25 protein-coding genes are annotated in these 21,416 nt (G+C 38.5%); 14 read left to right on the top strand and 11 right to left on the bottom strand.

What is annotated here, in order from left to right; translation table 11 throughout:
* Positions 1 to 27 precede the first annotated feature (27 nt).
* Both BFS30_RS05110 and BFS30_RS05105 read right to left on the bottom strand, forming a co-directional pair.
* The gene (locus BFS30_RS05110) at positions 28 to 348 is read right to left on the bottom strand and encodes a YbjQ family protein (protein WP_069378284.1); all 321 of its coding nucleotides are present in this window, start codon (positions 346 to 348) and stop codon (positions 28 to 30) included.
* 42 nt (positions 349 to 390) lie between these two features.
* A complete protein-coding gene (locus tag BFS30_RS05105) occupies positions 391 to 921 on the bottom strand; it encodes a 5' nucleotidase, NT5C type (RefSeq protein ID WP_069378283.1) in 531 nt (176 codons plus the stop codon).
* Positions 922 to 1,084: 163 nt separating this feature from the next.
* Here BFS30_RS05105 and BFS30_RS05100 point away from each other — a divergent pair, with 163 nt between their 5' ends.
* The 3 genes from BFS30_RS05100 (at position 1,085) to trmD (ending at position 2,988) form a co-directional block, all read left to right on the top strand.
* Entirely contained in the window at positions 1,085 to 1,654 is a 570-nt protein-coding gene (locus tag BFS30_RS05100) for a 30S ribosomal protein S16 (RefSeq protein ID WP_069378282.1), read from the top strand.
* Positions 1,655 to 1,767: 113 nt separating this feature from the next.
* A complete protein-coding gene (gene rimM / locus BFS30_RS05095) occupies positions 1,768 to 2,295 on the top strand; it encodes a ribosome maturation factor RimM (protein ID WP_069378281.1) in 528 nt (175 codons plus the stop codon).
* 15 nt (positions 2,296 to 2,310) lie between these two features.
* Positions 2,311 to 2,988, top strand: coding sequence for a tRNA (guanosine(37)-N1)-methyltransferase TrmD (trmD, locus tag BFS30_RS05090; RefSeq protein ID WP_069378280.1), 678 nt, complete (start codon positions 2,311 to 2,313; stop codon positions 2,986 to 2,988).
* On the opposite strand, the gene BFS30_RS05085 is transcribed toward trmD, so the two are convergent.
* Positions 2,985 to 3,341 carry a hypothetical protein gene (locus tag BFS30_RS05085; protein WP_069378279.1) on the bottom strand — a complete coding sequence of 119 codons (357 nt, stop codon included), beginning with the start codon at positions 3,339 to 3,341 and terminating at the stop codon, positions 2,985 to 2,987. The two genes, trmD and BFS30_RS05085, sit on opposite strands and share 4 nt — an antisense overlap.
* Positions 3,342 to 3,464: 123 nt before the next feature.
* Between BFS30_RS05085 and BFS30_RS05080 the strand changes: the two genes are divergently transcribed.
* The 5 genes from BFS30_RS05080 (at position 3,465) to BFS30_RS05060 (ending at position 7,353) form a co-directional block, all read left to right on the top strand.
* Positions 3,465 to 3,779: a hypothetical protein gene (locus BFS30_RS05080; protein WP_069378278.1), complete on the top strand. Its 315-nt coding sequence runs from the start codon at positions 3,465 to 3,467 to the stop codon at positions 3,777 to 3,779.
* Positions 3,780 to 3,966: 187 nt separating this feature from the next.
* The gene (locus BFS30_RS05075) at positions 3,967 to 4,263 is read left to right on the top strand and encodes a hypothetical protein (RefSeq protein WP_083251966.1); all 297 of its coding nucleotides are present in this window, start codon (positions 3,967 to 3,969) and stop codon (positions 4,261 to 4,263) included.
* 193 nt (positions 4,264 to 4,456) lie between these two features.
* Entirely contained in the window at positions 4,457 to 4,804 is a 348-nt protein-coding gene (gene rplS, locus BFS30_RS05070; protein ID WP_008241658.1) for a 50S ribosomal protein L19, read from the top strand.
* A 160-nt stretch (positions 4,805 to 4,964) separates the two neighbouring features.
* Positions 4,965 to 6,191: a Glu/Leu/Phe/Val dehydrogenase dimerization domain-containing protein gene (locus BFS30_RS05065; RefSeq protein ID WP_069378276.1), complete on the top strand. Its 1,227-nt coding sequence runs from the start codon at positions 4,965 to 4,967 to the stop codon at positions 6,189 to 6,191.
* Position 6,192: 1 nt separating this feature from the next.
* On the top strand, positions 6,193 to 7,353 hold the full coding sequence (locus tag BFS30_RS05060; protein ID WP_069378275.1) for a mechanosensitive ion channel family protein: 1,161 nt from the start codon (positions 6,193 to 6,195) through the stop codon (positions 7,351 to 7,353).
* A 55-nt stretch (positions 7,354 to 7,408) separates the two neighbouring features.
* Here the strand turns inward: BFS30_RS05060 and BFS30_RS05055 are convergent, their stop codons facing one another.
* From BFS30_RS05055 to BFS30_RS05045, 3 genes are read right to left on the bottom strand one after another with little or no spacing between them, the layout of a single operon-like run.
* Positions 7,409 to 8,068 carry a phosphatidylserine decarboxylase family protein gene (locus tag BFS30_RS05055; RefSeq protein ID WP_069378274.1) on the bottom strand — a complete coding sequence of 220 codons (660 nt, stop codon included), beginning with the start codon at positions 8,066 to 8,068 and terminating at the stop codon, positions 7,409 to 7,411.
* Positions 8,069 to 8,116: 48 nt separating this feature from the next.
* Positions 8,117 to 8,674: a hypoxanthine phosphoribosyltransferase gene (gene hpt / locus BFS30_RS05050; RefSeq protein WP_069378273.1), complete on the bottom strand. Its 558-nt coding sequence runs from the start codon at positions 8,672 to 8,674 to the stop codon at positions 8,117 to 8,119.
* A 19-nt stretch (positions 8,675 to 8,693) separates the two neighbouring features.
* Positions 8,694 to 10,868 carry a transglycosylase domain-containing protein gene (locus BFS30_RS05045; RefSeq protein ID WP_069378272.1) on the bottom strand — a complete coding sequence of 725 codons (2,175 nt, stop codon included), beginning with the start codon at positions 10,866 to 10,868 and terminating at the stop codon, positions 8,694 to 8,696.
* A 117-nt stretch (positions 10,869 to 10,985) separates the two neighbouring features.
* Here BFS30_RS05045 and BFS30_RS05040 point away from each other — a divergent pair, with 117 nt between their 5' ends.
* The 3 genes from BFS30_RS05040 to BFS30_RS05030 are packed head-to-tail and all read left to right on the top strand — an operon-like array spanning position 10,986 to position 13,039.
* Positions 10,986 to 12,062: an Mrp/NBP35 family ATP-binding protein gene (locus BFS30_RS05040; RefSeq protein WP_208603035.1), complete on the top strand. Its 1,077-nt coding sequence runs from the start codon at positions 10,986 to 10,988 to the stop codon at positions 12,060 to 12,062.
* Between the two features lie 36 nt (positions 12,063 to 12,098).
* Positions 12,099 to 12,344: a NifU family protein gene (locus BFS30_RS05035; protein WP_069378271.1), complete on the top strand. Its 246-nt coding sequence runs from the start codon at positions 12,099 to 12,101 to the stop codon at positions 12,342 to 12,344.
* A 53-nt stretch (positions 12,345 to 12,397) separates the two neighbouring features.
* Positions 12,398 to 13,039: a hypothetical protein gene (locus tag BFS30_RS05030; RefSeq protein ID WP_069378270.1), complete on the top strand. Its 642-nt coding sequence runs from the start codon at positions 12,398 to 12,400 to the stop codon at positions 13,037 to 13,039.
* On the opposite strand, the gene def is transcribed toward BFS30_RS05030, so the two are convergent.
* The 5 genes from def to BFS30_RS05005 form a co-directional block, all read right to left on the bottom strand.
* Positions 13,036 to 13,593, bottom strand: a complete 558-nt coding sequence (gene def, locus BFS30_RS05025; RefSeq protein WP_069378269.1) for a peptide deformylase — start codon at positions 13,591 to 13,593, stop codon at positions 13,036 to 13,038. The two genes, BFS30_RS05030 and def, sit on opposite strands and share 4 nt — an antisense overlap.
* A gap of 18 nt (positions 13,594 to 13,611) precedes the next feature.
* On the bottom strand, positions 13,612 to 14,841 hold the full coding sequence (locus BFS30_RS05020; RefSeq protein WP_069378268.1) for a M16 family metallopeptidase: 1,230 nt from the start codon (positions 14,839 to 14,841) through the stop codon (positions 13,612 to 13,614).
* Positions 14,842 to 14,915: 74 nt separating this feature from the next.
* Positions 14,916 to 15,413: an HmuY family protein gene (locus BFS30_RS05015; protein ID WP_069378267.1), complete on the bottom strand. Its 498-nt coding sequence runs from the start codon at positions 15,411 to 15,413 to the stop codon at positions 14,916 to 14,918.
* Between the two features lie 71 nt (positions 15,414 to 15,484).
* On the bottom strand, positions 15,485 to 16,657 hold the full coding sequence (locus tag BFS30_RS05010) for a hypothetical protein (RefSeq protein ID WP_069378266.1): 1,173 nt from the start codon (positions 16,655 to 16,657) through the stop codon (positions 15,485 to 15,487).
* Positions 16,657 to 17,634, bottom strand: coding sequence for a DUF2157 domain-containing protein (locus BFS30_RS05005; RefSeq protein WP_069378265.1), 978 nt, complete (start codon positions 17,632 to 17,634; stop codon positions 16,657 to 16,659). Before BFS30_RS05005 ends, BFS30_RS05010 begins: the two co-directional genes overlap by 1 nt.
* 161 nt (positions 17,635 to 17,795) lie before the next feature.
* Between BFS30_RS05005 and htpG the strand changes: the two genes are divergently transcribed.
* From htpG to BFS30_RS04990, 3 genes are all read left to right on the top strand, one after another.
* Positions 17,796 to 19,685, top strand: a complete 1,890-nt coding sequence (htpG, locus tag BFS30_RS05000) for a molecular chaperone HtpG (RefSeq protein WP_208603034.1) — start codon at positions 17,796 to 17,798, stop codon at positions 19,683 to 19,685.
* A 205-nt stretch (positions 19,686 to 19,890) separates the two neighbouring features.
* On the top strand, positions 19,891 to 20,604 hold the full coding sequence (locus BFS30_RS04995; protein ID WP_069378264.1) for a DUF4397 domain-containing protein: 714 nt from the start codon (positions 19,891 to 19,893) through the stop codon (positions 20,602 to 20,604).
* A gap of 224 nt (positions 20,605 to 20,828) precedes the next feature.
* Positions 20,829 to 21,365, top strand: coding sequence for an RNA polymerase sigma factor (locus BFS30_RS04990; protein ID WP_237028712.1), 537 nt, complete (start codon positions 20,829 to 20,831; stop codon positions 21,363 to 21,365).
* Positions 21,366 to 21,416 lie beyond the last annotated feature (51 nt).

The raw sequence follows: 21,416 nt of genomic DNA, 5'->3' as shown, positions 1-21,416 counted from the left end.
AGGGCTTTTTTATTCAATAATACTTTTTTATTCAATAATAACAGCGGTTCCTGTCGCAGCCACCATAAGCATACTGCCTCCGCTTCCTACGGTTTCATAATCCAGATCAACTCCAATGATTGCATTTGCACCCATTGCGGCTGCGTATTGTTGCATTTCATTGATTGCTGTATTTTTTCCTTCTCTTAGTACCTGTTCGTATGAGCCGGATCTTCCGCCAACGATGTCTCTGATGCCTGCAAACAGATCTTTAAAAATATTGGCGCCAATTATGGTTTCGCCGCTTACAAGGCCGATGTATTTTACTACTTTTTTACCTTCTATAGAGTTTGTTGTTGTAATTAGCATGTCGTTATATTTTTATTATTTGATGCGGATGGTCAATATATGTTACAATTCCGGACCTACTAATTTGTCCAGGACCTGCTGCCAGTTGTCTACGCGTTCATAATCCGTAAGCAACAGATTGTGCGGGGAGCTGAACAATAATTTCCGGCCCTTAAATCCAATAAAGTTTTTTGCTCTGTCGTCTATCATGACATCTACGTTTACAATTTTATCTCCGCAAAAGATGATGTTTTGCCAGGTGATGAAAGGAAAATGATCGGCAAGCCAGTCCATTTTATCTTCGAGGGAGTTCCGGAATTCTGTTGCTGCGGAAACGATATAAACGTCATGATGCTGTTGTAATTTTTTAACGGCTTCAACACTTCCTTCGATAAGAGGGAGGTCCCTGAAAAAGCCTTTTTCGTTAATGTAATCAAACCATTTACGATTGGCATGTTCCGGAACATGGTGATAAATTTCATTTCCTGGTTCAGGGATGAGGTCTAAAGGAACTCCATAGTCCCGGTGATACAGTTTGATAAATTTGCTTAAAGGATCGGCAAGGACTTCGTCCATATCTATGGCTATTCTCATAACGTTAACGGTTTTAGCCAAATATCTTTAATTGAGGCAAGAGTTATGTTAATTGAATTTAAAATTATTGCATCTTGCTAATCATTAGTATTTTACTTACTTTTGCAACCCCGCAAGCATGAAGCTCCGGGAACTATGTTGAATACATAAACTATAAAAAGAAATGGCAACTAAAATCAGATTGCAAAGATTCGGTAAAAAAGGGAAACCTTTTTTCCACGTAGTGGTAGCGGATTCCCGTTCACCAAGAGATGGTAAATTTATTGAGCGTTTAGGTTCTTATAACCCAAATACCAATCCTGCAACCATCGAAATCAATTTCGAAAAAACATTAGACTGGGTTAACAAAGGTGCTGAACCTACGGATACTTGTCGTGCTATCCTTTCTTACAAAGGTGTTTTATACAAAAAACACTTAGAAGGTGGTGTTAAAAAAGGTGCTTTAACCGCAGAGCAGGCTGATGCTAAATTTGCAGAATGGTTAAGTGCTAAAGATGGTCAGATCGAAGGTAAAAAAGACAACTTGACTAAGTCTAAAGACGAAGTTAGAAAAGCTGCATTAGCTGCTGAAGCTAAGAAAAATGCAGATCGTGCAGCGGCTTTGGCAATCAAAAATGCTCCTGTAGCAGAAGAAGTTGTTGAAGAAGAAGTAGCAGCTGAAGAAGTGGCAGAGGAAACTCCTGCAACTGAAGAAGCTCCTGCAGCAGAAGAAAACAAAGAAGAGCAAGCATAATATTTTTGTTATTCTGAATAATAGCGAAGAATCTTTCCTGGGAATGTATTCTTCGCTATTTTCATTTAACAGCAAACCATTTTTATACGGCCGGGATATTAAGGGATACGATTATGAAGATTGAAGAAGCATTTTATATTGGTTACATCACCAAAACAAAAGGATTAAAAGGAGAAGTTCAGTTATTCTTTGAATATGATGAACCGGAGTTGTTGGAGCTCGACGTTGTGTTTGCTGACTTCAACGGGAAAATGGTGCCTTATTTTGTCTCTTCTTATAAGTTGCATACTAATAATACAGGGAATTTTTATTTTGACGACATCGATCATATCGATAAAGCTCAGCCTTTATTAAGGAAAAAGATATACCTGCCATTGACAAAAATGCCGGATCGTTCCAATGATGAGTTTCATTATGAGGATTTGAAAGGGTACCTGGTTTCGGATGAGAATCATGGAGAGCTGGGAGAGATTCTGGAAGTTAATGAATACCCACAGCAATTTGTGGCTACTTTGTCTTATCGTGATAAAGAAATCATGTTTCCTTTAAATGAGGACATGATTGTAGAGATTGATGAAGAAGAAAGTATATTGAGGGTGCATCTTCCTGATGGATTGCTTGATATTTACCTTGAAAATTAATTTTATCTTTGTCCCATGCGTTTCGACATCATTTCCGTTTTACCTGATTTACTGGATAGTCCTTTTGCCCATTCTATATTACAGCGTGCACAAAAAAAAGGCATTGCAGAAATCATGGTACATAACCTAAGGGATTATTCAACCAACAAGCAAAAGAGTGTGGATGATTATCCTTACGGGGGAGGCAGCGGAATGGTGATGTCTATTCCTCCTTTTGCCAGATGTATTGAAGCATTGCAGGCGGAGCGGGAATATGATGAAGTGATTTTTATGAGTCCGGATGGGGTGACCTTTAACCAGACGATTGCAAATGAATTGTCGGGAAAAGGGAATGTGATTATATTGTGTGGTCACTACAAGGGCATAGATCAACGTATAAGAGATTTATTTGTGACAAGAGAGATATCCATCGGAGATTATGTCTTGTCCGGAGGAGAGCTTCCTGCGGCCGTTCTTGTTGATGCAATTGTACGGTTGATTCCTGGGGTATTAAATGATGAGACCTCTGCTTTGTCAGACAGTTTTCAAGGAGAGCTTTTGGATGCGCCTGTATACACCCGGCCTGCTGATTGGAACGGGCATAAAGTTCCAGATGTACTATTGAGTGGTCATGAACTAAAAATAAATGAGTGGCGTCATGAACAGGCTTTACTGCGGACTCAACAGCGCAGACCTGATTTGCTGGAAGATTAGTCTTTGCTAAGTAAAGCAATAATTCTATCCTTATCCTTTATGAGTTCTTTTAATGCTGCAGACATCTCTTTGCAGTTCTTCAGGCTATTTCTTAAATCGCTGTATTCATTTTTAGACTCTGCGGTATAGTTAGTGCCGGTTGAAGTTTTGTAGGTTCTTGATTCAGCCTCAAAGAATGTTGAAGGAGGTACTTCTAAAATCTTAGCCATCTTATTGATGTCCCGGTATTTTATTGATTCATTGGTAAGACTGAGCTTCAGTCCGTCAAAAGTTTTACCCATTTGACTTACAAGCCAACTAAAAGGTCTGTTCTTTTCGAGAAGGATTTCGTCAACTACGCCTTTTAGATTCATAAAAAATTAGGGTTATATTGGTGTTTTGCTAAAAAAATCAGTATATTAGTTCTAAAAAATTATGTATTAATTGTCATAATTTTGATAAACATACACATTTAATAATATTTTTCATAAAAGGTTATGACTGAAGACCCTAAAAAGTATAAGATCAATGATTATTTAAATAGGCTAAGTGTTAAGGAGTACCGGCAAGCCGTTAAAATTATTCCCAAAATTTTGGGAGTTTCACTAAATACTTTCCATAATTATCGAAATATTTTATGGAATAGCGCGCAAGATATTCCTTATGAAAAAGTAGTCATGTTTGAGCAGCTGTTTGAGATGGGGCCAGGCGAGCTCATTAATAATATTACTCCTGTTAAAAAGTTAAAAGATTTGTTTCAGCCCGAAACCAGAGGTGTTTCCGAGGCTGGAAGCATGAAGCATACCGCGTAATAACAGTTTTTCTTCTTTTTGCCGATGTTCCTGAAAGTATATAAAATGCGTTAATTGGAAATTTATTATGTATAATCAACGCTAATATATATAATTGCATTGTTAATATTGTTTTATAGGAAACAATTTGTATTATTTGTCAATATAAGACTATTTATAAACGAAAATTGCAAAACCGCTTAAAATTATGGAAGAACCAAGGAAGTACAAGATTGAAGAAGAGATGAATAAATTGAACCTGAAAAACTATAAAGCAGCGAGCAGGGTAATTCCCCGGCACCTCAAAATTGCTTTTAATACTTTTCATAACTATCGCAAATTACCGGTTGATGGGAAAGCTGATATTCCTTATGCGACGGTGAGATTGCTGGAGGGTGTTTTTGGAATGAAGGACGGAGAGCTTGCAAATTATCCTATAGAAATGAAAAGTCTGGATACTTTAATCAGGGAAGAGGCTTGCCGTCAGGAAGAAAATCAAAAATAAAAGGCAAAATTGCATTGTTCCAAATGTGGAGATAAAATAAATTTCGCACTAAAAAGGCCTTTCCCAGCGCTCTGATTGTGGAAATATTAAAGAATGTGGAAAAAAACAAAAAACGCTTTCATTTATAAAATAATTTTCCTAATATTGCAGTCCGATTTTAAACAACAAAAAGTCGGCTTAATAGCTTAAAATCATGGATTTAGTAAAATTTGTTGAAGAGCAGGTAATCGCAAAAAATGAGTTTCCTGCATTCAAATCAGGAGATACAGTGAGTGTTCACTATAAAATTCGCGAAGGTAATAAAGAACGTATTCAAATTTACCAAGGTGTAGTATTACAACGTAATAGTGTAGGTGCTAATGAAACGTTTACTGTTCGTAAAATGTCTAATGGTGTTGGTGTGGAACGTATCTTCCCTATCAATTCGCCTAATATCGCTAAAATAGAGGTTAATAGCCACGGTAAAGTTCGCAGAGCGAAACTATTCTACCTACGTGAATTAACTGGTAAAGCAGCTCGTATCAAGTCTAAAAGAGTTTAATCTCTTTAGAAAAAACATAATGGCCTTCCCGATCGTATCGGGGAGGTTTTTTTGTTGTGCTTTTTTAGGTTAACAGGTAAAATTTGTCGCCAGAGTGGATGTTAAATATAGTCGGGCTTGAGTACCTTTGGGATCTGAAAGAACAAAAACCATATATTCAATGAAAGACCTGTTAAAAAAATTCGAAGAGAAGAGACCCGAAATCGTTTTTGAGTGGAAAGATAAAGAATCTGAGGCTGAAGGCTGGGTTGTGATCAATTCTCTCCGTGGAGGGGCTGCTGGCGGGGGGACCCGTATGCGTAAAGGGCTTGATAAAAGGGAAGTCGAATCTTTGGCCAAAACGATGGAAGTGAAATTTACAGTGTCCGGCCCACCGATTGGAGGAGCTAAATCAGGAATTAATTTCGATCCTGCAGACCCACGGAAAAAAGAAGTTCTGGACAGATGGTATAAGGCTGTAATGCCTTTATTGAAAAGTTATTATGGGACTGGCGGAGACTTAAATATCGATGAAATCCATGAAGTGATCCCTATTACTGAAAATTATGGATTATGGCATCCTCAGGAAGGAGTGATCAATGGACATTATCAGGCCAGAGAAAATGAGCGTATTCATCAGATCGGGCAATTGCGTTATGGTGTATCTAAAGTTCTGGAAGATTTGAACTATACTCCTGATATCAAAAGAAAATATAAAGTTGCTGATATGATCACCGGGTATGGTGTGGCGCAATCTATCCGACATTTTTATCACATTTGGGGTGGGGAAATTACCGGAAAAAAGGCGATTATTCAGGGCTGGGGTAATGTTGCTGCCGCTGCAGGTTATTATCTGGCGCAGAATGGTGTAAAAATTGTTGGAATTATTGACCGTGTGGGGGGACTGATTAAAAAAGACGGTTTTAGCCTGGAAGAGATTATTGACTTGTTTAATAAAAGAGATGGAAATACGTTGGTTTCTCATGATCTTATCCCATTTGAACAAGCCAGCAAAGATATTTGGAACATCGGAGCTGAAATTTTTGTGCCTGCTGCGGCTTCACGTCTTGTTCAGCAAGCCGAGGTAGATCAGATGATTTCTGGAGGCCTGGAGGTTATAGCCTGTGGTGCAAATGTTCCGTTCGCAGATAAAGAGATTTTCTTCGGCAGCATTATGGAGCATGCAGATCGTCATGTTGCAGTAATCCCTGACTTTATTTCTAATTGTGGAATGGCAAGGGTTTTTGCCTACCTGATGCAGAGAAATGTAGAGATGAGTGATGATGCGATCTTCACCGATGCCTCTAATATCATTTACAATGCGATGGTAAACATCCATAAGCAATCTGCAGCAAAAAAAGAGCTATCAAAAACAGCATTCGAAATCGCTTTAAAACAATTAATATAAAATGGATAATCCGTTTTTTGAACAGATATTCTGGGGCAATACCATTAGAGGGTATTGCCTTTTTGCCGGAATTCTTCTATTTGGAGTGTTATTTAAGAAAATTATATCACGACTACTGAGTCTGTTGTTGTTTCGTTTATTTAAGAAGTTCGCTTCTGCAGTTAAGGACGACACTTTTGTGGCGCTACTGCTCCAGCCGATTGCTTTTTTCATCAGCCTATGTTCTTACTACCTGGCAATTAATCAATTGAAACATCCTTTAGATCTGGTGTTATTCAGTTATGCCAAGCAGATTGAAAAAACAAAGGAAATGATGCATGTTACACTTGGACAGGCAATAGATAAAGTGTTTCTTTTTCTCATCATTCTATCTGTTTTTTGGATTATACTCAGGATCATTGATTTTATTGCTCATGTGCTGAAATTTAAAGCATCTCTGACCGCCGATCGTGCAGATGATCAGCTGGTTCCTTTTTTGAAAGAGTTGACTAAAACAATCATCTGTTTTTTCGGTTTTTTTGTCCTTCTGGGTTATGTTTTCGAGATTAACGTCCTGACACTTATTACTGGTTTAGGAATTGGTGGTATTGCCATCGCATTGGCTGCAAAGGAGAGTTTAGAGAATCTGATTGGCTCATTTACTATTTTCCTCGATAAACCATTTACCGTTGGGGATGTGGTTAAGGTTGACGGAGTAGAAGGAACTATTGACAAAGTCGGCTTTAGGAGTACAAGGCTGATTAGTCCCGATAAAACGACCATTATTATCCCAAACAGGGCAATGATTGATGGGGTATTGGAGAATGTTACCAGAAGGGATTTCAGAAGGGTAAATTTCTTTATAGGGATCACTTATGAAACCCCCGCAGCTGCTATAAAAGAAATCGTAACAGCAATTAATGCATTTTTGTCAGAACATCCCAAAACCGCTGAGGGGTATGCTGTGTTTGATAATTTTGGAGATTCAGCATTAAACATTCAGGTGGTATATCTGGTGATTCAAATGCCCCATAATGAATACATCAGGGTGAAGGAAGAGATTAATTTTCAATTGATTGCTATTGTTCAGCAATATGGTTCCGACTTTGCTTACCCAACACAGCGTGTTGTAGGGGAAGAGCCGCCTGCAACCTCGGGTAACGTGGACGTAACTCAGGTTTAGCATCAATAAAAAAGGGATATCGTTAGATATCCCTTTTTTATTGATATGATCTGACCTAGCTTAGTTCTGCCAGGACCGTAATTCCGCCTTTTACAACTTGATTTAGTTCCAGATTAACCTTAGTGCCCAGTGGTAAAAAGATATCCACTCTGGAGCCAAATTTAATGAACCCAAACTCTTTGTTTTGTTCTACCACGTCACCTTCTTTAACATACCATACGATACGTCTGGCAAGTGCACCCGCAATTTGTCTGAACAATACCGGAGTTCCATTGGCATGCTCTACGACTACAGTAGTTCTTTCGTTCTCTGTCGAGGATTTTGGATTCCATGCCGCAAGATATTTACCCGGATGATATTTAAAGAATTTCACTACTCCTGAAATGGGATTTCTATTAATGTGTACATTAACAGGAGACATGAATATCGAAACCTGAAGTCTTTTATCCTTAAAATATTCGCCTTCTTCTGTTTCTTCGATCACCACAACCTTACCGTCTGCCGGACAGATTACTTTTTTGTCTGCCATCGTGAACTGCCTGGCCGGATTTCTAAAAAATTGCAGAACAATCAGGAACAAAGCCAGTGAAAAAATATAAACAAACCATCTTAACCATGTGATGTCTGCAAATCTATAGTCAATAACAGCATTTAATATAAAGATGAAAAGTAATGATATTGCGATGGTAGTGTAACCTTCTTTATGTATCGTCATTGTTGATTAGGGTATATGTTTCTGCAAAAGTGAGAAAAAATTATAACATTAAGGTAAGGGGGAGGCAACAGTTTTAGCCTTATAGATATGGTTAAGGTTTCTGCCGAGGCCATTATAATCAAGACCATAGCCAACGACAAACTCATTTGCGACTTCAAAACCAACATATTCTAATTCTTCTATAGGAGCTTTTAAGGCTTCTGGCTTTAGTAAAAGAGAACAAACCCTGACCGATGCGGGTTGTTGCTGATGTACTTCCTTAAGAATATAACCTAAAGTGAATCCGGTATCTACAATATCTTCCACAATAATAATGTCTCTATCCTTTAGATTTTCCGGAAGGCCAAATACCTCTTTGATTTCTCCGGTACTTTGGGTGTCCTTGTAAGAAGAAACCCTTATAAAAGCCATTTCACAAGGTAGGGTCACCTCTTTTACCAGATCCGCCATGAATAAAAAACTTCCATTTAATACCCCAATAAAAATGGGGCACTTGTGTTCGTAATCAAGATTGATCTGAATTCCAATCAAACGGGTCCGTTTTGCAATGTTGTCATTTTCGAGTAGTATTTCGAATTCCTTATCTGCTATTTTAATCGTGTTCATGTTCGTTTATACTAACCAACTAAGGATTTTCCTTAGACTGCTCCATTTGCTTTTCTAATTCTTTTTCTTTCCTGCGTTGTTCTCTTCGTTCCTGTCTGAGCTGCTTCTTTGTTTTTTGAAGGCTGTCTGCCTTTACCGCAGGTCTGGAAGCCGTATCTTTTTTAGATCCGCCACCAAATATACGGTCAAACAGACTTTTGGATTCGTCATGGGTTTCTATTGCCGGAAGGGGGTCTTCGTTGTCAAATGCAGTAGTATCCACTGTTGTGGAATCAGGAAGCAGGTATTGTCGAAGCCCAGGTCTTAGTTGCACATTGTAAAAGCCATAACCACTGCTGTCAGACGGTGTCAGTCCACGTTTGGCCATGATATTTCCAATATACTTGAAATAAGGGTATAGATAGTCTTTCAACCCTCCATCACCTCTGAATTTATAGAGGGCAATTTTAGGACGTGGGACTATATTTGCCAGAAAGATGCCTTCTCCGATATTGAGATCCGAGGGTCTTTTTCCAAAATAATATCTTGTAGCTTCTCCAATTCCATAAATGTTTTGTCCCATTTCAATAATGTTAAAATAGACTTCAAGCATTCTGTTTTTACTCACCAGGCGATTGTTTTCAATAAGCCATACAATGAGAATTTCTTCTGCTTTTCTGGCCAGGGTCTTCTGCCTGCTTAGAAAAATATTCTTAACAAGCTGCATAGAGATGGTACTTCCTCCCCTCACAAATTTCTTTTCTTTGAAATTTACAGCAAATGATTTGCGGATTGATTCCTGTACAAATCCTTTATGTGTAAAAAAGGATGGGTCTTCGGAAGTTAAGATCGCATTTTTGAAATTGCTCGATACCGCAGATAGTGGCGTGAAATTAGGATTGGAAGGGCCAATAAGAATATCGCGCATTGGTTTTCCTCGCTCATATGGAGTGTAAACAAAGTCTTTATTGATTTTTTGAAGGTTTGTTTTCCCCCATTGAAGAATTTTGAAGTTAACAGGCGTAAGGCCCGAATTGAACCGGACGCTATCAGGCATTGAGCTGTCCAGGTAAAAGCTAAGATCATATTTAACCTTTCCACTTACTTTTAGTCCGTCCAGAGATTCGAATAGTCCCCGAGGAAATGCATTCAGCATTTCCTGTGCATCTTGTTCCGGTGCCTGAATTTTCACCTCATAAATTTTATTAGGTGATAAGGTGTATTTTAAGTATGGATGAAGGGTTGCCTTTTTTAAGAACACCGTTGATGAACTGTCCAGAGCGACATAATTTGGGCCAATAAGCATGTCAGCATCAATTTTAGCATCTGAAACAACAATGTCATTAGCGGCTATTTTTGGATGGTTAACCAGTAAGTTTTTAACAGACCAGGAGCCTTTAATCTTGAAATCGTCTCCGCTGTAGTCGGCACTTTTCATTTCGGTCCTAACCGTATCAAAACTGAATTTGGCTTTGAGTTTATTTTCAAGATATGGAAGTTCAATTTTTTTATGATCTGCAAACAGCATCACATCCAATTGTCTCTTTCCTGGCTTTACGGTGCCATTAACGTGCCATGTGGCAGCATTGTCATTAACCAGAATCGTAGATTGTAAGTCTCCATCATTTATGGTGGCGGTAGTCGTTAGAAACTTTAGTTTAGCGGTATCATTATCGTTGATCTCAAGCAGGAGGTCTTTTAATTCCATATTGTCTGGAATCTTATATAAGACCTGATTTAAAAGGTTGTGAGCAATATCGGCGAGGTCTGATTTTGTTTTCTTTTCTGTGTCTTTTTTCTTTCTTTTAAGAAAGAAATCAAGATTGCTTAAGGAATCTTTAAATACGACATTCAGTTTTCCTCTGTTCAGGATAATTTCAGAAAGTTTGACATTTCCGAAGATCAGGGGGAAAAGCTTTACCCCGACGGTAAAATCTTCAATGGTAGAGAGGGTATCTCGGTCTTTAGGAACCACAGATATATTTTTCATATGAACGGTACTCAACCCACTGAACCCGGATTCCCCGATTTTAATGTCAAGACCATAGTCTTTGTCGGCCTTAGCAATAGCTTTGGCCATCATTGTTCTCAGTAAGGCCTCTCTTTTGCTATAAGCAATGGAACCAAGGATAACAGAGATCAATAGAAAAACTCCTAACACCCACGCGCCAATTTTCAGGTATTTTCTAGGGATGTTAATTTTTGGAAGATGCATGCTGTAAAATAGATAATAATTGCTAAACGTTAAACGCAAATGTTTATTTCGTGTTAAAATTACACTTAAAAAGCCTAAAGTCAATTAATTGTGGCCGTCTTTTGTTATTTTTGGCTAATGATAATTAGTCCAGAACAAGTTCTAGCCGCTCTGAGAAATGTTGAAGACCCTGATCTTAAAAAAGATCTGGTGACTTTAAACATGATCAAGGATTTGAAAATAGAAGATAAGAAGGTGAGTTTTACCTTGGAACTCACTACTCCTGCCTGTCCGATGAAAGACATGCTGAAGAATGCATGTTTTAATGCGATAAAGCATTTTGTTAGCCAGGAAGCTGAAATAGAAATTAATATTACTTCCAGAGTAACCAAACCAATGGATATTAATCAGCTGAAAGATATTCGTAATATTTTGCTGGTTTCCTCAGGTAAAGGCGGGGTAGGAAAGTCAACTGTAGCAAGTAATCTTGCTATTGCGCTGGCGGCTGACGGAGCGAAAGTGGGCTTAATAGACGCGGATATTTATGGGCCTTCTGTTCCTACGATGTTTGATCTGGTAGGTGCAAAGCCAAGCGCCAGGGAGACTGAGGATGGGAAGACATTAATCCTTCCAATTGAAAAATATGGGATTAAACTATTGTCTCTGGGCTTTTTTGCTGATCCGGATCAACCAGTGCCCTGGCGTGGACCAATGGCTTCGAATGCGATTAAACAATTGTTTAATGATGCAGATTGGGGCGAGCTGGACTACCTGATTGTAGACCTTCCTCCCGGGACTGGTGATATTCATATTACCATTACCCAGAGTTTTCCGATTGCAGGTGCGGTAATTGTAACTACTCCTCAGCAGGTAGCCCTTGCCGATACCAGAAAAGGACTGGCCATGTTTAAAATGCCAAGTATCAATATCCCTGTATTGGGGGTTGTTGAAAATATGGCTTATTTTACGCCGGAAGAATTGCCCGAAAACAAGTATTACATCTTTGGTAAAGATGGGGGTAAGGAGCTGGCAAGATCATTTGATGTGCCTTTTTTGGGTGAAATTCCAATCGTACAGGGAATTACGGAGGCGGGAGATAAAGGAGCACCTATTGCATTAAATAAAACCAGTAAAATCTCCGATGCATTTGCAGAGATTGCTGGCAAGGTGGCACAACAAGTGGCAATTAATAACTCACTGACTGTTAATTGCTAAAAAATTACTATTTTTATATTTTAAAAAATTACCAAAATGGATTTAACACAACAAGTAGAGCAAGCACTGGAAACGATCAGACCATATTTAATCGCTGATGGTGGAGATGTTGCTATAGAAGAGATTACGGCGGATAATGTAGTTAAATTAAAATTGTTAGGAAACTGCGGATCCTGCAAAATGAGCTTTATGACCATGAAGGCAGGCATAGAACAGGCGATTATGAAAGCTGTTCCACAGATTACCTCAGTTGTAGCCATTAACCTTGCGGAGCCGGTGTAATTGTTTTAACACTATTTAACTAGCCGTTTTAATTAATACCGCTATTTTTGTATATGAAGTATTCACTCACCTTATTATTGCTTCTTTTCATTTCTGCTGCCTTTGCACAGCAAACTACAGGAAGTAAGAAGCTGATTCAGTTTACCGGGATTATTACCGATGTAGACAGTAATACTGTAGTGCCTTATGTAACGGTTACCAACCTGACTAATAAAGGACAAAGATATGCCGCAAACTATAAGGGGTATTTTTCGTTTATAGCCCATCCTGGCGATACCATTCTTTATACTGCAGTAGGGTACAGGGATTTACTCCTGTCTATCCCAACACAGATTGAGGATAGTAAATATACAGCAATGGTAAAATTAAAAGCTGAAATTGTAAACCTTCCTACGGTTAGGGTATATCCGTGGGCTACTGTGGAGGAGTTTACCCGGGATTTTATGTCGATGAAAATAGCTGATGATGATTTTTCCATCGCGATGAGAAACGTCTCGCAGGAAAGTATTTCAGGATTGCTCCAAACTCTTCCAAGAGATGCAGGAGAAATTTCAGGGATTAATTTCAAGCTGAATCACGATCGGTCCTTAAATAAGAATATGGTGCAAAGCAATCCACTTTTAAACCCATTTGCATGGGGTAAATTGATGCAATCCATATTCAAAGGAGATAAAAGCAGGAGCGAAGGCAATTAGCGTCTTCTGCTTTGTTGAGGAAAGCGCATTTTATAATCGACCTTTACATTTCCTTTAGAAATCGCATCCAGCTTACTTTTAAGCATTCTTTTACGCAATAAACTTAATGTTTCTGTAAATAGTTTACCTTGAATATGGTCGTATTCATGTTGTATGACACGGGCTGGCATTCCGGTAACCTCTTCTTCGTGAAGCTCCCAGTTTTCATCATAATACCTGATTCTGATATTGGGTTTACGCATCACGTCTTCTCTGATATCCGGGATACTTAAACATCCTTCATTGAAAGCCCAGGGCTCTCCGGTTTCCTCCAGAATTTCTGCATTGATAAACGTTCTCTTGAAAGCTTTTTCATCCTCATCCACTCCGGTATCAACAATAAATAATCTAATCGCCAGGCCAATCTGTGGCGCAGCCAAACCAACTCCATGCGCATTATACATGGTTTCATACATGTTGCTGATTAATTGTTTTAAATCCGGATAGTCCTGCTCAATAGGGGGACAAACTTTTTTCAATACCGGATCGCCATACGCTACAATAGGTAATTTCATAGTGCAAAAATACAAATATTACCCTAAAGGGTAAAAAATTAAGGAAGTAAGATTACTTTCATCTAATATTTCATTGGCAATATTGGCCATATCGGTCGTTGTTACTGTCTGAATTTTGTTAAATACCGTTTGGAGATCGTCAATTTTATTGTAGTCTATGAGACTTTTAGCCATGGATATGATCAATCCGATTCTATTTTCTTCTCCCAGAGCAATTTGTCCGATAAATTTATTTTTCGATTTTTGAAGCTGAACTTCTGTGAGCGGCCGATCTTTAATTTTTTTAAACTCCTTGAAGATCAGAGAAAGGGCTTTATCTACTTTTTCCTGATCGGTACCAAAGTATAAGGTGAAGATACCGGTATCACTCAGAGGGCTGTAGCCTGTTTCAATCGTATAAGCAATTCCGTGTTTCTCCCGAATCTGTAGGTTTAAAATAGAACTCATTCCCGTGCCTCCCAGCAAATTATTGAGCAAAAGTAATCCAGTCTTGTAAGGATGATGCAAAGAATAGGCTTGGGCGCCTAACATGGCATGAGCCTGCATAATGGGCTTCTGAAAAGAATGATTCACTACAGCAGCCTTTTCAGGAGCTATACGAGAATTTTTATGTAAATTCTCTGGTATTTCAGAATAATATTTATCCCCGATCTTAACGATTTTATTCAAAGAATAATTCCCTAAAACCGCAATAACGATCTTGTCGGTATGATAGTTTTCCCTGATAAAATCATGGATATCTTTCTTTTGGATATTATTGACACTCTCTGCGCTTCCAAGGATATTTCTGCCCAGCGGATGGCCTGCAAAAACAAGATCTTCGAAGTCATCGTATATGGCTTCTTCCGGCTGATCGAGGTAAGAGGTAATTTCATCCAGTATCACACTTTTTTCTTTCTCCATCTCCTCCTCGGGAAAGGTCGAGTGAAAGACGATATCATGGAATAATTCCAGAGTTCTGTCCAGATATGGATTCAGGAAAGAGGCATGTATACAGGTATATTCCTTAGTCGTATAAGCGTTTAGATCTGCACCTACACTCTCCAGCCTGTTTAGGATCTGGTTGGTGTTTCTTTTCTCTGTGCGTTTGAAGATCAGGTGCTCAATAAAATGAGCCAGGCCTGCTTTCTCGTCCTGTTCATCTCTGGAACCACTATTTACAATAATGCAGGCATGAGATATCGCTGATGCAGAGGGGACATGAAGTAATCGGATGCCATTAGGCAAGGTGTGAACATTGTATTCCATCAAGGAGCAAAGATACGCAAGAAATGGGCTTCTAAAGGATAATATTTCTGTATCTAAAGCATAGACACGCAGCCTTATTTAAGGACAGCGTATCTAAATGTATAAAATCCGGTTTCGTTATAGTCTTCTTCATCAAAATAGTAACTCAGGACTTCTAGTTTAACATATTTGCCGGAAGCTGTTTTTACCATAATTATTTTTCCTGGAATGGGGGTCAGGGCATGCGTTGCCATGTCATAGTTGTACCATCCGTTACCTGAGCCTGTTGGGATCGCACTACTGCTCTGGCTATCCTTTTTATATCCGTTTTCCGGCGCTTTAGTGACCTGATCAAATTTGGTATTGCTTAGAATTTGTGCAGAGACATTTTGCTTACTATTGATTTTAATCGTTGTATTGTTGAAAGCCAGGTCCCATTTCTCTGTTTCTTTGGCAATTTTTCCCGTCTCGAGATTAAAGAAGGTTGTTTTTGACTTGGCATCCAGATTTTTCTCTGTTTTTGAGCTTTGCGCAATAGCCGTAAGACCCGAGAAAAGGGAAGCTATTGACAGCATATAGAAAGATAATTTCATGAGATTTTTTTACAAAGAAACAAACTATTTGGAACTATTCTAAATAATAAACAAAAATTTCTTTTCTTTTCTTAAAAATCAGCACCCGCGCCTCCTCCCCCAAAACTACCACCCCCCATTCTACTTCCTTCAGGAGCAGGCTGAGAATTTGAAAAAGTCTCTCCCACAATAAGAGATTCTACTTTTATCTTATCCATCAGATGATCCTGATCTGTTTCCTCATAGGTAAAGCCATATTTTGGTGTTTTCAGATATCGGATAATCAGGTAAGAAATTGTCAGTAAAGCAGCTCCGGCAATGCAAAGAGCGCCTTCAACTGGAATAAGATGATAATAATTACGGAAGGTAAAAGCGGCGGCAGCGATCAAAATCAAACCAGAGCGTAATAAAACAATCTCCTTTCTTCTAATGCCGAGGGCTATATAAAGAAAGGGGAGTGCTATGGTCCAGATCCAAAAGAACCAGCCTAGTGGAATTCCCTGTCCCTCAGCAGGGGCAGGATCACTAATCATGCTTCCCAGTTCTCTGACTACAAAATAATTTCCTGCAGCATAGGCCAGCAGTAAGCTCGCAACCTGAATGACAAGCAGGCAGTTCTTATAATGTCTGAATTTATTCCAGTAAAGTGCAAGGAAATAGACCCCAGCTGAGATCAGGATCGTCAAAAACGGCAGAATTGCGGTCGAATAAACGCCAAATACCTGACGATTAAAGAAAATAAAGGCAATCAGGAAAAGAAAGCTGAGAAATGCCATGAGCATATCTGCAAAACGAAGGGTAAAATAGCAGGCCAATAAGAAGGCAAAACCGGAAAAATGCGCTTCAAAGGAGAGCGCAGAACTTGTATTGTCTGTGAAGCCAAAGTAGGCAGCAACAAATAATGAGACGGCGGTCCACATTAATGCGTCGTCTACTCCCGATCGGAAATGATGCATCGTTTTAACGACCATTTCAAGGGATATGTAACTGATTATGCCTAGAAAGGCCCAATAGCCTGGAGAAGTGATAAGGTTATCTATGCTGCCCAGAGTTAAGGAGAGTAAGCCCCCTGCACAACTGGTGATCACCAGAGTCAGTATAAAAAGCCCTGCTCTGATAAAAATATTTGGACTGTAAAAACCTACAGGATACTTTTCTTCTATACTGTTGAATTCTGATTTGCTGATATTTCCGCTGGAATACATTTGTTTTGCCTGTTCCTGTAGTTCCAGGTTATTTAGCCAGGTTTTGTTATAAATGATCATCAGGCTTTAATTTTTTTGTGTAAATGAATTAGTATACGGATTAATGCAATAGCCGAACCAATAAAATAAATAAATCCGATATAGACTGAGCCTATGTCCGGGATATTAATCAAGCCCCTGAAAATAAGCGAGCTAAAGGCAATGTAGGTGTAGATCACGACTAACAATAAGAAATAAAAAGACCGGTGTTTCAATGCATCCAGGTAAAGGAAATAGGCAAGGATAAACACCGCAGCAAGCCATAAAAAAGAAATGGGCGAGTCGTAATGATTAAAATACCCAAATAAGAGAGAAATGAATGAAATATGAATGCCGAAATGAAAATAACTGAACCTGAAATGTTTTTTGAAATTAAGGGTTTCGGTAAACCATCCTGCAGCTAATAATATCAATCCAAGGAGTACGTAAGTGTAAATTACTTTTTGATTGTCGAAATTTCCGCTGGAGAGCAATTGTGCCGGGGTTACTGAGACACCCATCCATATCGCAAGATTGGCAATTGCCATACTGAGAATGCCAAGGTGATCAAATTCGTAGGCTACCAGAAACAAAACCACCATAGGAATAAAAGTGGCCATTCCATAGTTAGTTCCAAAAACAGTATATTGATATTGAAGGTATCCTACGAAGGTTAAGAAGCTCAGGCAGCCCAGCAACAGAAAATAATCAAATAAAGAATTTGGGGATTTTACCTGTTCCCGGCTAAATGGAGGGCGATTTTTTAGACAGTAAGTAAAACATCCGATGCAAATTGCTGCAATTAGACCAAGGATAACCTGATGTCCTATCGTGTCAATATTTTTGTAAACGAGAATTCCCAGTCCTGTACTTAAGAGCATAACTCCCAGGTATAGTAAGGTCTTTAATTCCCAGTGGACAGAAAATAGTGGATTTCGTTCCTTTTCCCTGATTTTTTCAAAGGAGGCATTCGAAATGTAGCCTTCTTCCTTTAATCGATCATAAAAGTCAGTATTCATAAGTTGAGTTGGTGTTAATCATCGGATATTCAAGTATACACAAAGATTTTGTTTATGAGCGCAATGCCTTGAAATTGACTGCTAAACTGTCAATTTGACAAGAATGTCGAATTGGAATGAGCATTGATAGGATCGCTATGTACTTAAAAATGAGTTAACATATGAGCATAGAAGAAAAAGGAACCATTTCCATTCACACGGAGAACATTTTCCCGATCATTAAAAAATTCCTGTATTCAGACAATGAGATTTTCCTGCGCGAGCTGGTTTCCAATGCTGTTGATGCGGTACAAAAGATCAAACGTCTTGCCGCATTGGGACAATACAACGGAGAGTTGGGTAGCCCATTGGTAGAAGTTGCTGTTGATGCAGATAAAAAGACCATTACCATTACTGATAATGGTTTGGGTATGACTGCTGAAGAGATCAAAAAATACATTAATCAAGTGGCATTCTCTGGTGCAAGTGAGTTTGTAGAGAAGTTTAAGGACGCTAAAGATGCCAATGAAATCATAGGTAAATTCGGGTTAGGGTTTTACTCTGCATTTATGGTTGCAGATCTGGTAGAAATCCAGACGCTTTCCTATCAGGACGGTGCTGAACCTGCCCGTTGGGTATGTGATGGCAGCACTGAATTCGAAATCAGTGCCGGTAACAGAACAACCCGCGGTACTGAAATCACCCTACATATCAATGCGGAATCAGAAGAGTTTCTTAGCAAAAATAAGCTGGAAGAGATTCTGGATAAATATGGTAAATTCTTACCAGTTCCAATTAAATTTGGCACCAAAACAGAGCAGATTGCCGATGGGGAAGACGAGGAAGGAAAGCCCAAAACTGTGGGCGTTGAGGTAGATAACATCATCAATACTACCAATCCAATCTGGACCAAGGCACCTGCAGATTTGTCAGACGAGGATTATCTGGCCTTTTACAAACAACTTTATCCTTTTTCTGAAGAACCATTATTCTGGATTCATCTGAATGTTGATTATCCTTTTAACTTAACGGGAGTATTGTATTTCCCTAAGGTGAAGAATGATTTTGACATGCAGCGGAACAAGATTAAGTTGTTCTCCCGCCAGGTCTTTATTACGGATGAGGTTAAAGACATCGTTCCGGAATTCCTGATGCTGTTGCATGGAGTGATTGATTCACCAGATATTCCATTGAATGTTTCCAGAAGTTTCCTTCAGGCAGATAGTAATGTTAAAAAGATCAACAGCTATATCACGAAGAAAGTAGCGGATAAATTGCAGGAACTTTTCAATAAAGACCGTAAGGCTTATGAAGAGAAATGGACTGATATCGGATTATTCGTAAAATATGGTTTGGTTAGTGAAGAGAAATTTTATGATAAAGCCAAAGATTTTGCTTTATTAACCAATACTAAAAATGAGCACTTTACTTTAGGAGAGTATCATGATAAAGTAAAAGACTTCCAGACGGATAAAAATGGTCAGGTCGTTTATATCTACTCAAATGATCCTGCTAAACAGGATAGTTTTATTCAGTCGGCAAATAAAAAGGATTATGATGTTTTATTAATGAACTCACCTATTGATAGTCATTTTATCAATCATTTGGAAAATAAGCTTGAAAAAACGCAATTGAAACGCGTAGACTCCAGTGTTGCCGACAAGCTGATTGAAAAAGATGATGCGGTTGAATCCGTACTTACTGAGGAGCAATCTAAAAAAGTATCAGAGATCTTTACTAAAGCGATCACCAAGCCTGGGATGCATGTGGAGGTTGTTGGATTAAACCCTGAAGAATTGCCGGTTACCGTAACTATGGATGAATTTATGAGACGTATGAAAGATATGGCTCAGATGGGAGGCGGTATGGGTTTCTACGGCAGTATGCCTGACAATTATAAGGTAGCGATCAATGGAAACCATAAACTAATTGGTAAAATCCTGCTCACAGATAATGAAGAGGAACAAAGCCTGCTTGCGAAACAAGCGGTTGATTTGGCATTATTAGCGCAAGGTATGTTAACCGGAGCAGAATTAACCGCTTTTGTTAGCAGAAGTGTAAATCTAATCTAGGCAGGAGATACATTATTATAAAAGCCCAGGCATTTTCAGAAGAATGCCTGGGCTTTTTTATGACTGCTGAGTTCTGAATTAAGCTACCTGAAATGAGTGAAAAATATTTTATACCGACTGTAGCGTTTTTAAAGTGAGCTACGTTTTAAGATGAAAAATGTTAATGGCCACTAACTAAATGATTTACACATCTTAAAAATTAATTATGAAAATCTCGAACAAATTTAAAAATATATCCAAAGCCTTTGTTGCTGCGATTACCATCTCCGTGGCATTATCGGCCTGTTCTAAAAGGGATAATCCAGAGCCAATACCAGCGGCAGTATTGTCTGTTGTAAATGCAAGTCCAAGCGTTAAGGAATTGGATTTTATTATTGGAAACCAAAGATTAAATGTGGATCCTTTCAAATTCGGGACTAAACTTAACTATGTTGCATTATACCCGGGTTTTAGCAGGATCAGTATTACAGAAAGAGGTAAGCAGGTTTTTCTGTTGTCAAAAGATCAAGCGTATCAATCGGGTAAATATTATTCCACATTTTTAATAGATACAGGAACTAATAAATCTTTTTTAACTGTTGTTGATAAATTGGATAGCCCTGCAACTGACACGAAGGCAAAAGTAAGGTTCCTTAATTTAAGTCCGGATGCACCTGCATTAATCCTTACTGTTAAAGGAGCAACAACAGACTTGTTTACTAATAAAGCGTATAAAGATTTTACACCATTTACTGACGTAGAGCCAGGTGATAACATTTCTTTTGATATTAAGGACAATACTACAAAAGCAGTGTTAACTACACTTGCAGCAGGTAAGCTCGAAAAAGGAAAGTTTTACACGATTTATGCTAAAGGATATAAAAATAAACCAGATGCTGACCCATTGAAATTTGGAGCCAACATCTACTTTGCACAATAGATACCCCCCAGGTCGGTTTCTTACGAAACCGGCTTTTTTTTAATGTTTAATAAAGGAAATGAGTAAATTTGTATTTCCTCTGTTAAACAGTATGTTAGACGAAGATGAGATTGAAAATTCTGTTCAATCTCTTTGTTTTTATCGGTACAGAGATGGTGAACTTAAGAAATCCTTAATCGTGTTAGAAAAGAATGCTCAAGTTTGAGGACGTTTTAGCGGGGTGTTTGAAAAATGACAACAAATGTAAAGAGGTGGTTTATAAATCATTTTACGGCTACCTAATGGGCGTTATTTTACGCTATGTTAACGATAAGAATGATGCTCAGGAGTTGATTAATGATAGTTTTATTAAGATTTTTAAGAGTATAGGGCAGTTCGGCTTTCCTAAAGAAAAAAATGACTTACAGAAAGCGTTCAAAGGCTGGATCGCAAGAATTTCATCTCGTACGGCCATTGATTTTCTGAGAAGTAAAAGGACTTATTTATATGTAGATGATATTGAAGAAGTGCAGCAGCCTTTGACGGAACTGAATGCGATCTCTCAACTGAATGTACAAGATATAATGAAGCTGCTGGGGCAATTGCCGGAAACTCATAAACTGATTTTTAATATGTATGAAATTGAAGGGTTTTCGCATGATGAGATCTCAAAGATGTTAAACATACCGGAAAGTTCAAGTAGAGTTTACCTTACCCGGGCGAAGAATAAACTAAGAATGCTTTATTCAAAATCATTAATTAGTTCTTATGAGTCCAATTAAATTAAACAATAACGGGAATGTATTTAGCAAGTACGAGGTCCTGATAAATAT

It is taken from the genome of Pedobacter steynii, assembly GCF_001721645.1.
GTDB classification, from domain to species: domain Bacteria; phylum Bacteroidota; class Bacteroidia; order Sphingobacteriales; family Sphingobacteriaceae; genus Pedobacter; species Pedobacter steynii_A.
This window is presented reverse-complemented; position numbering and strand designations above follow the sequence as displayed.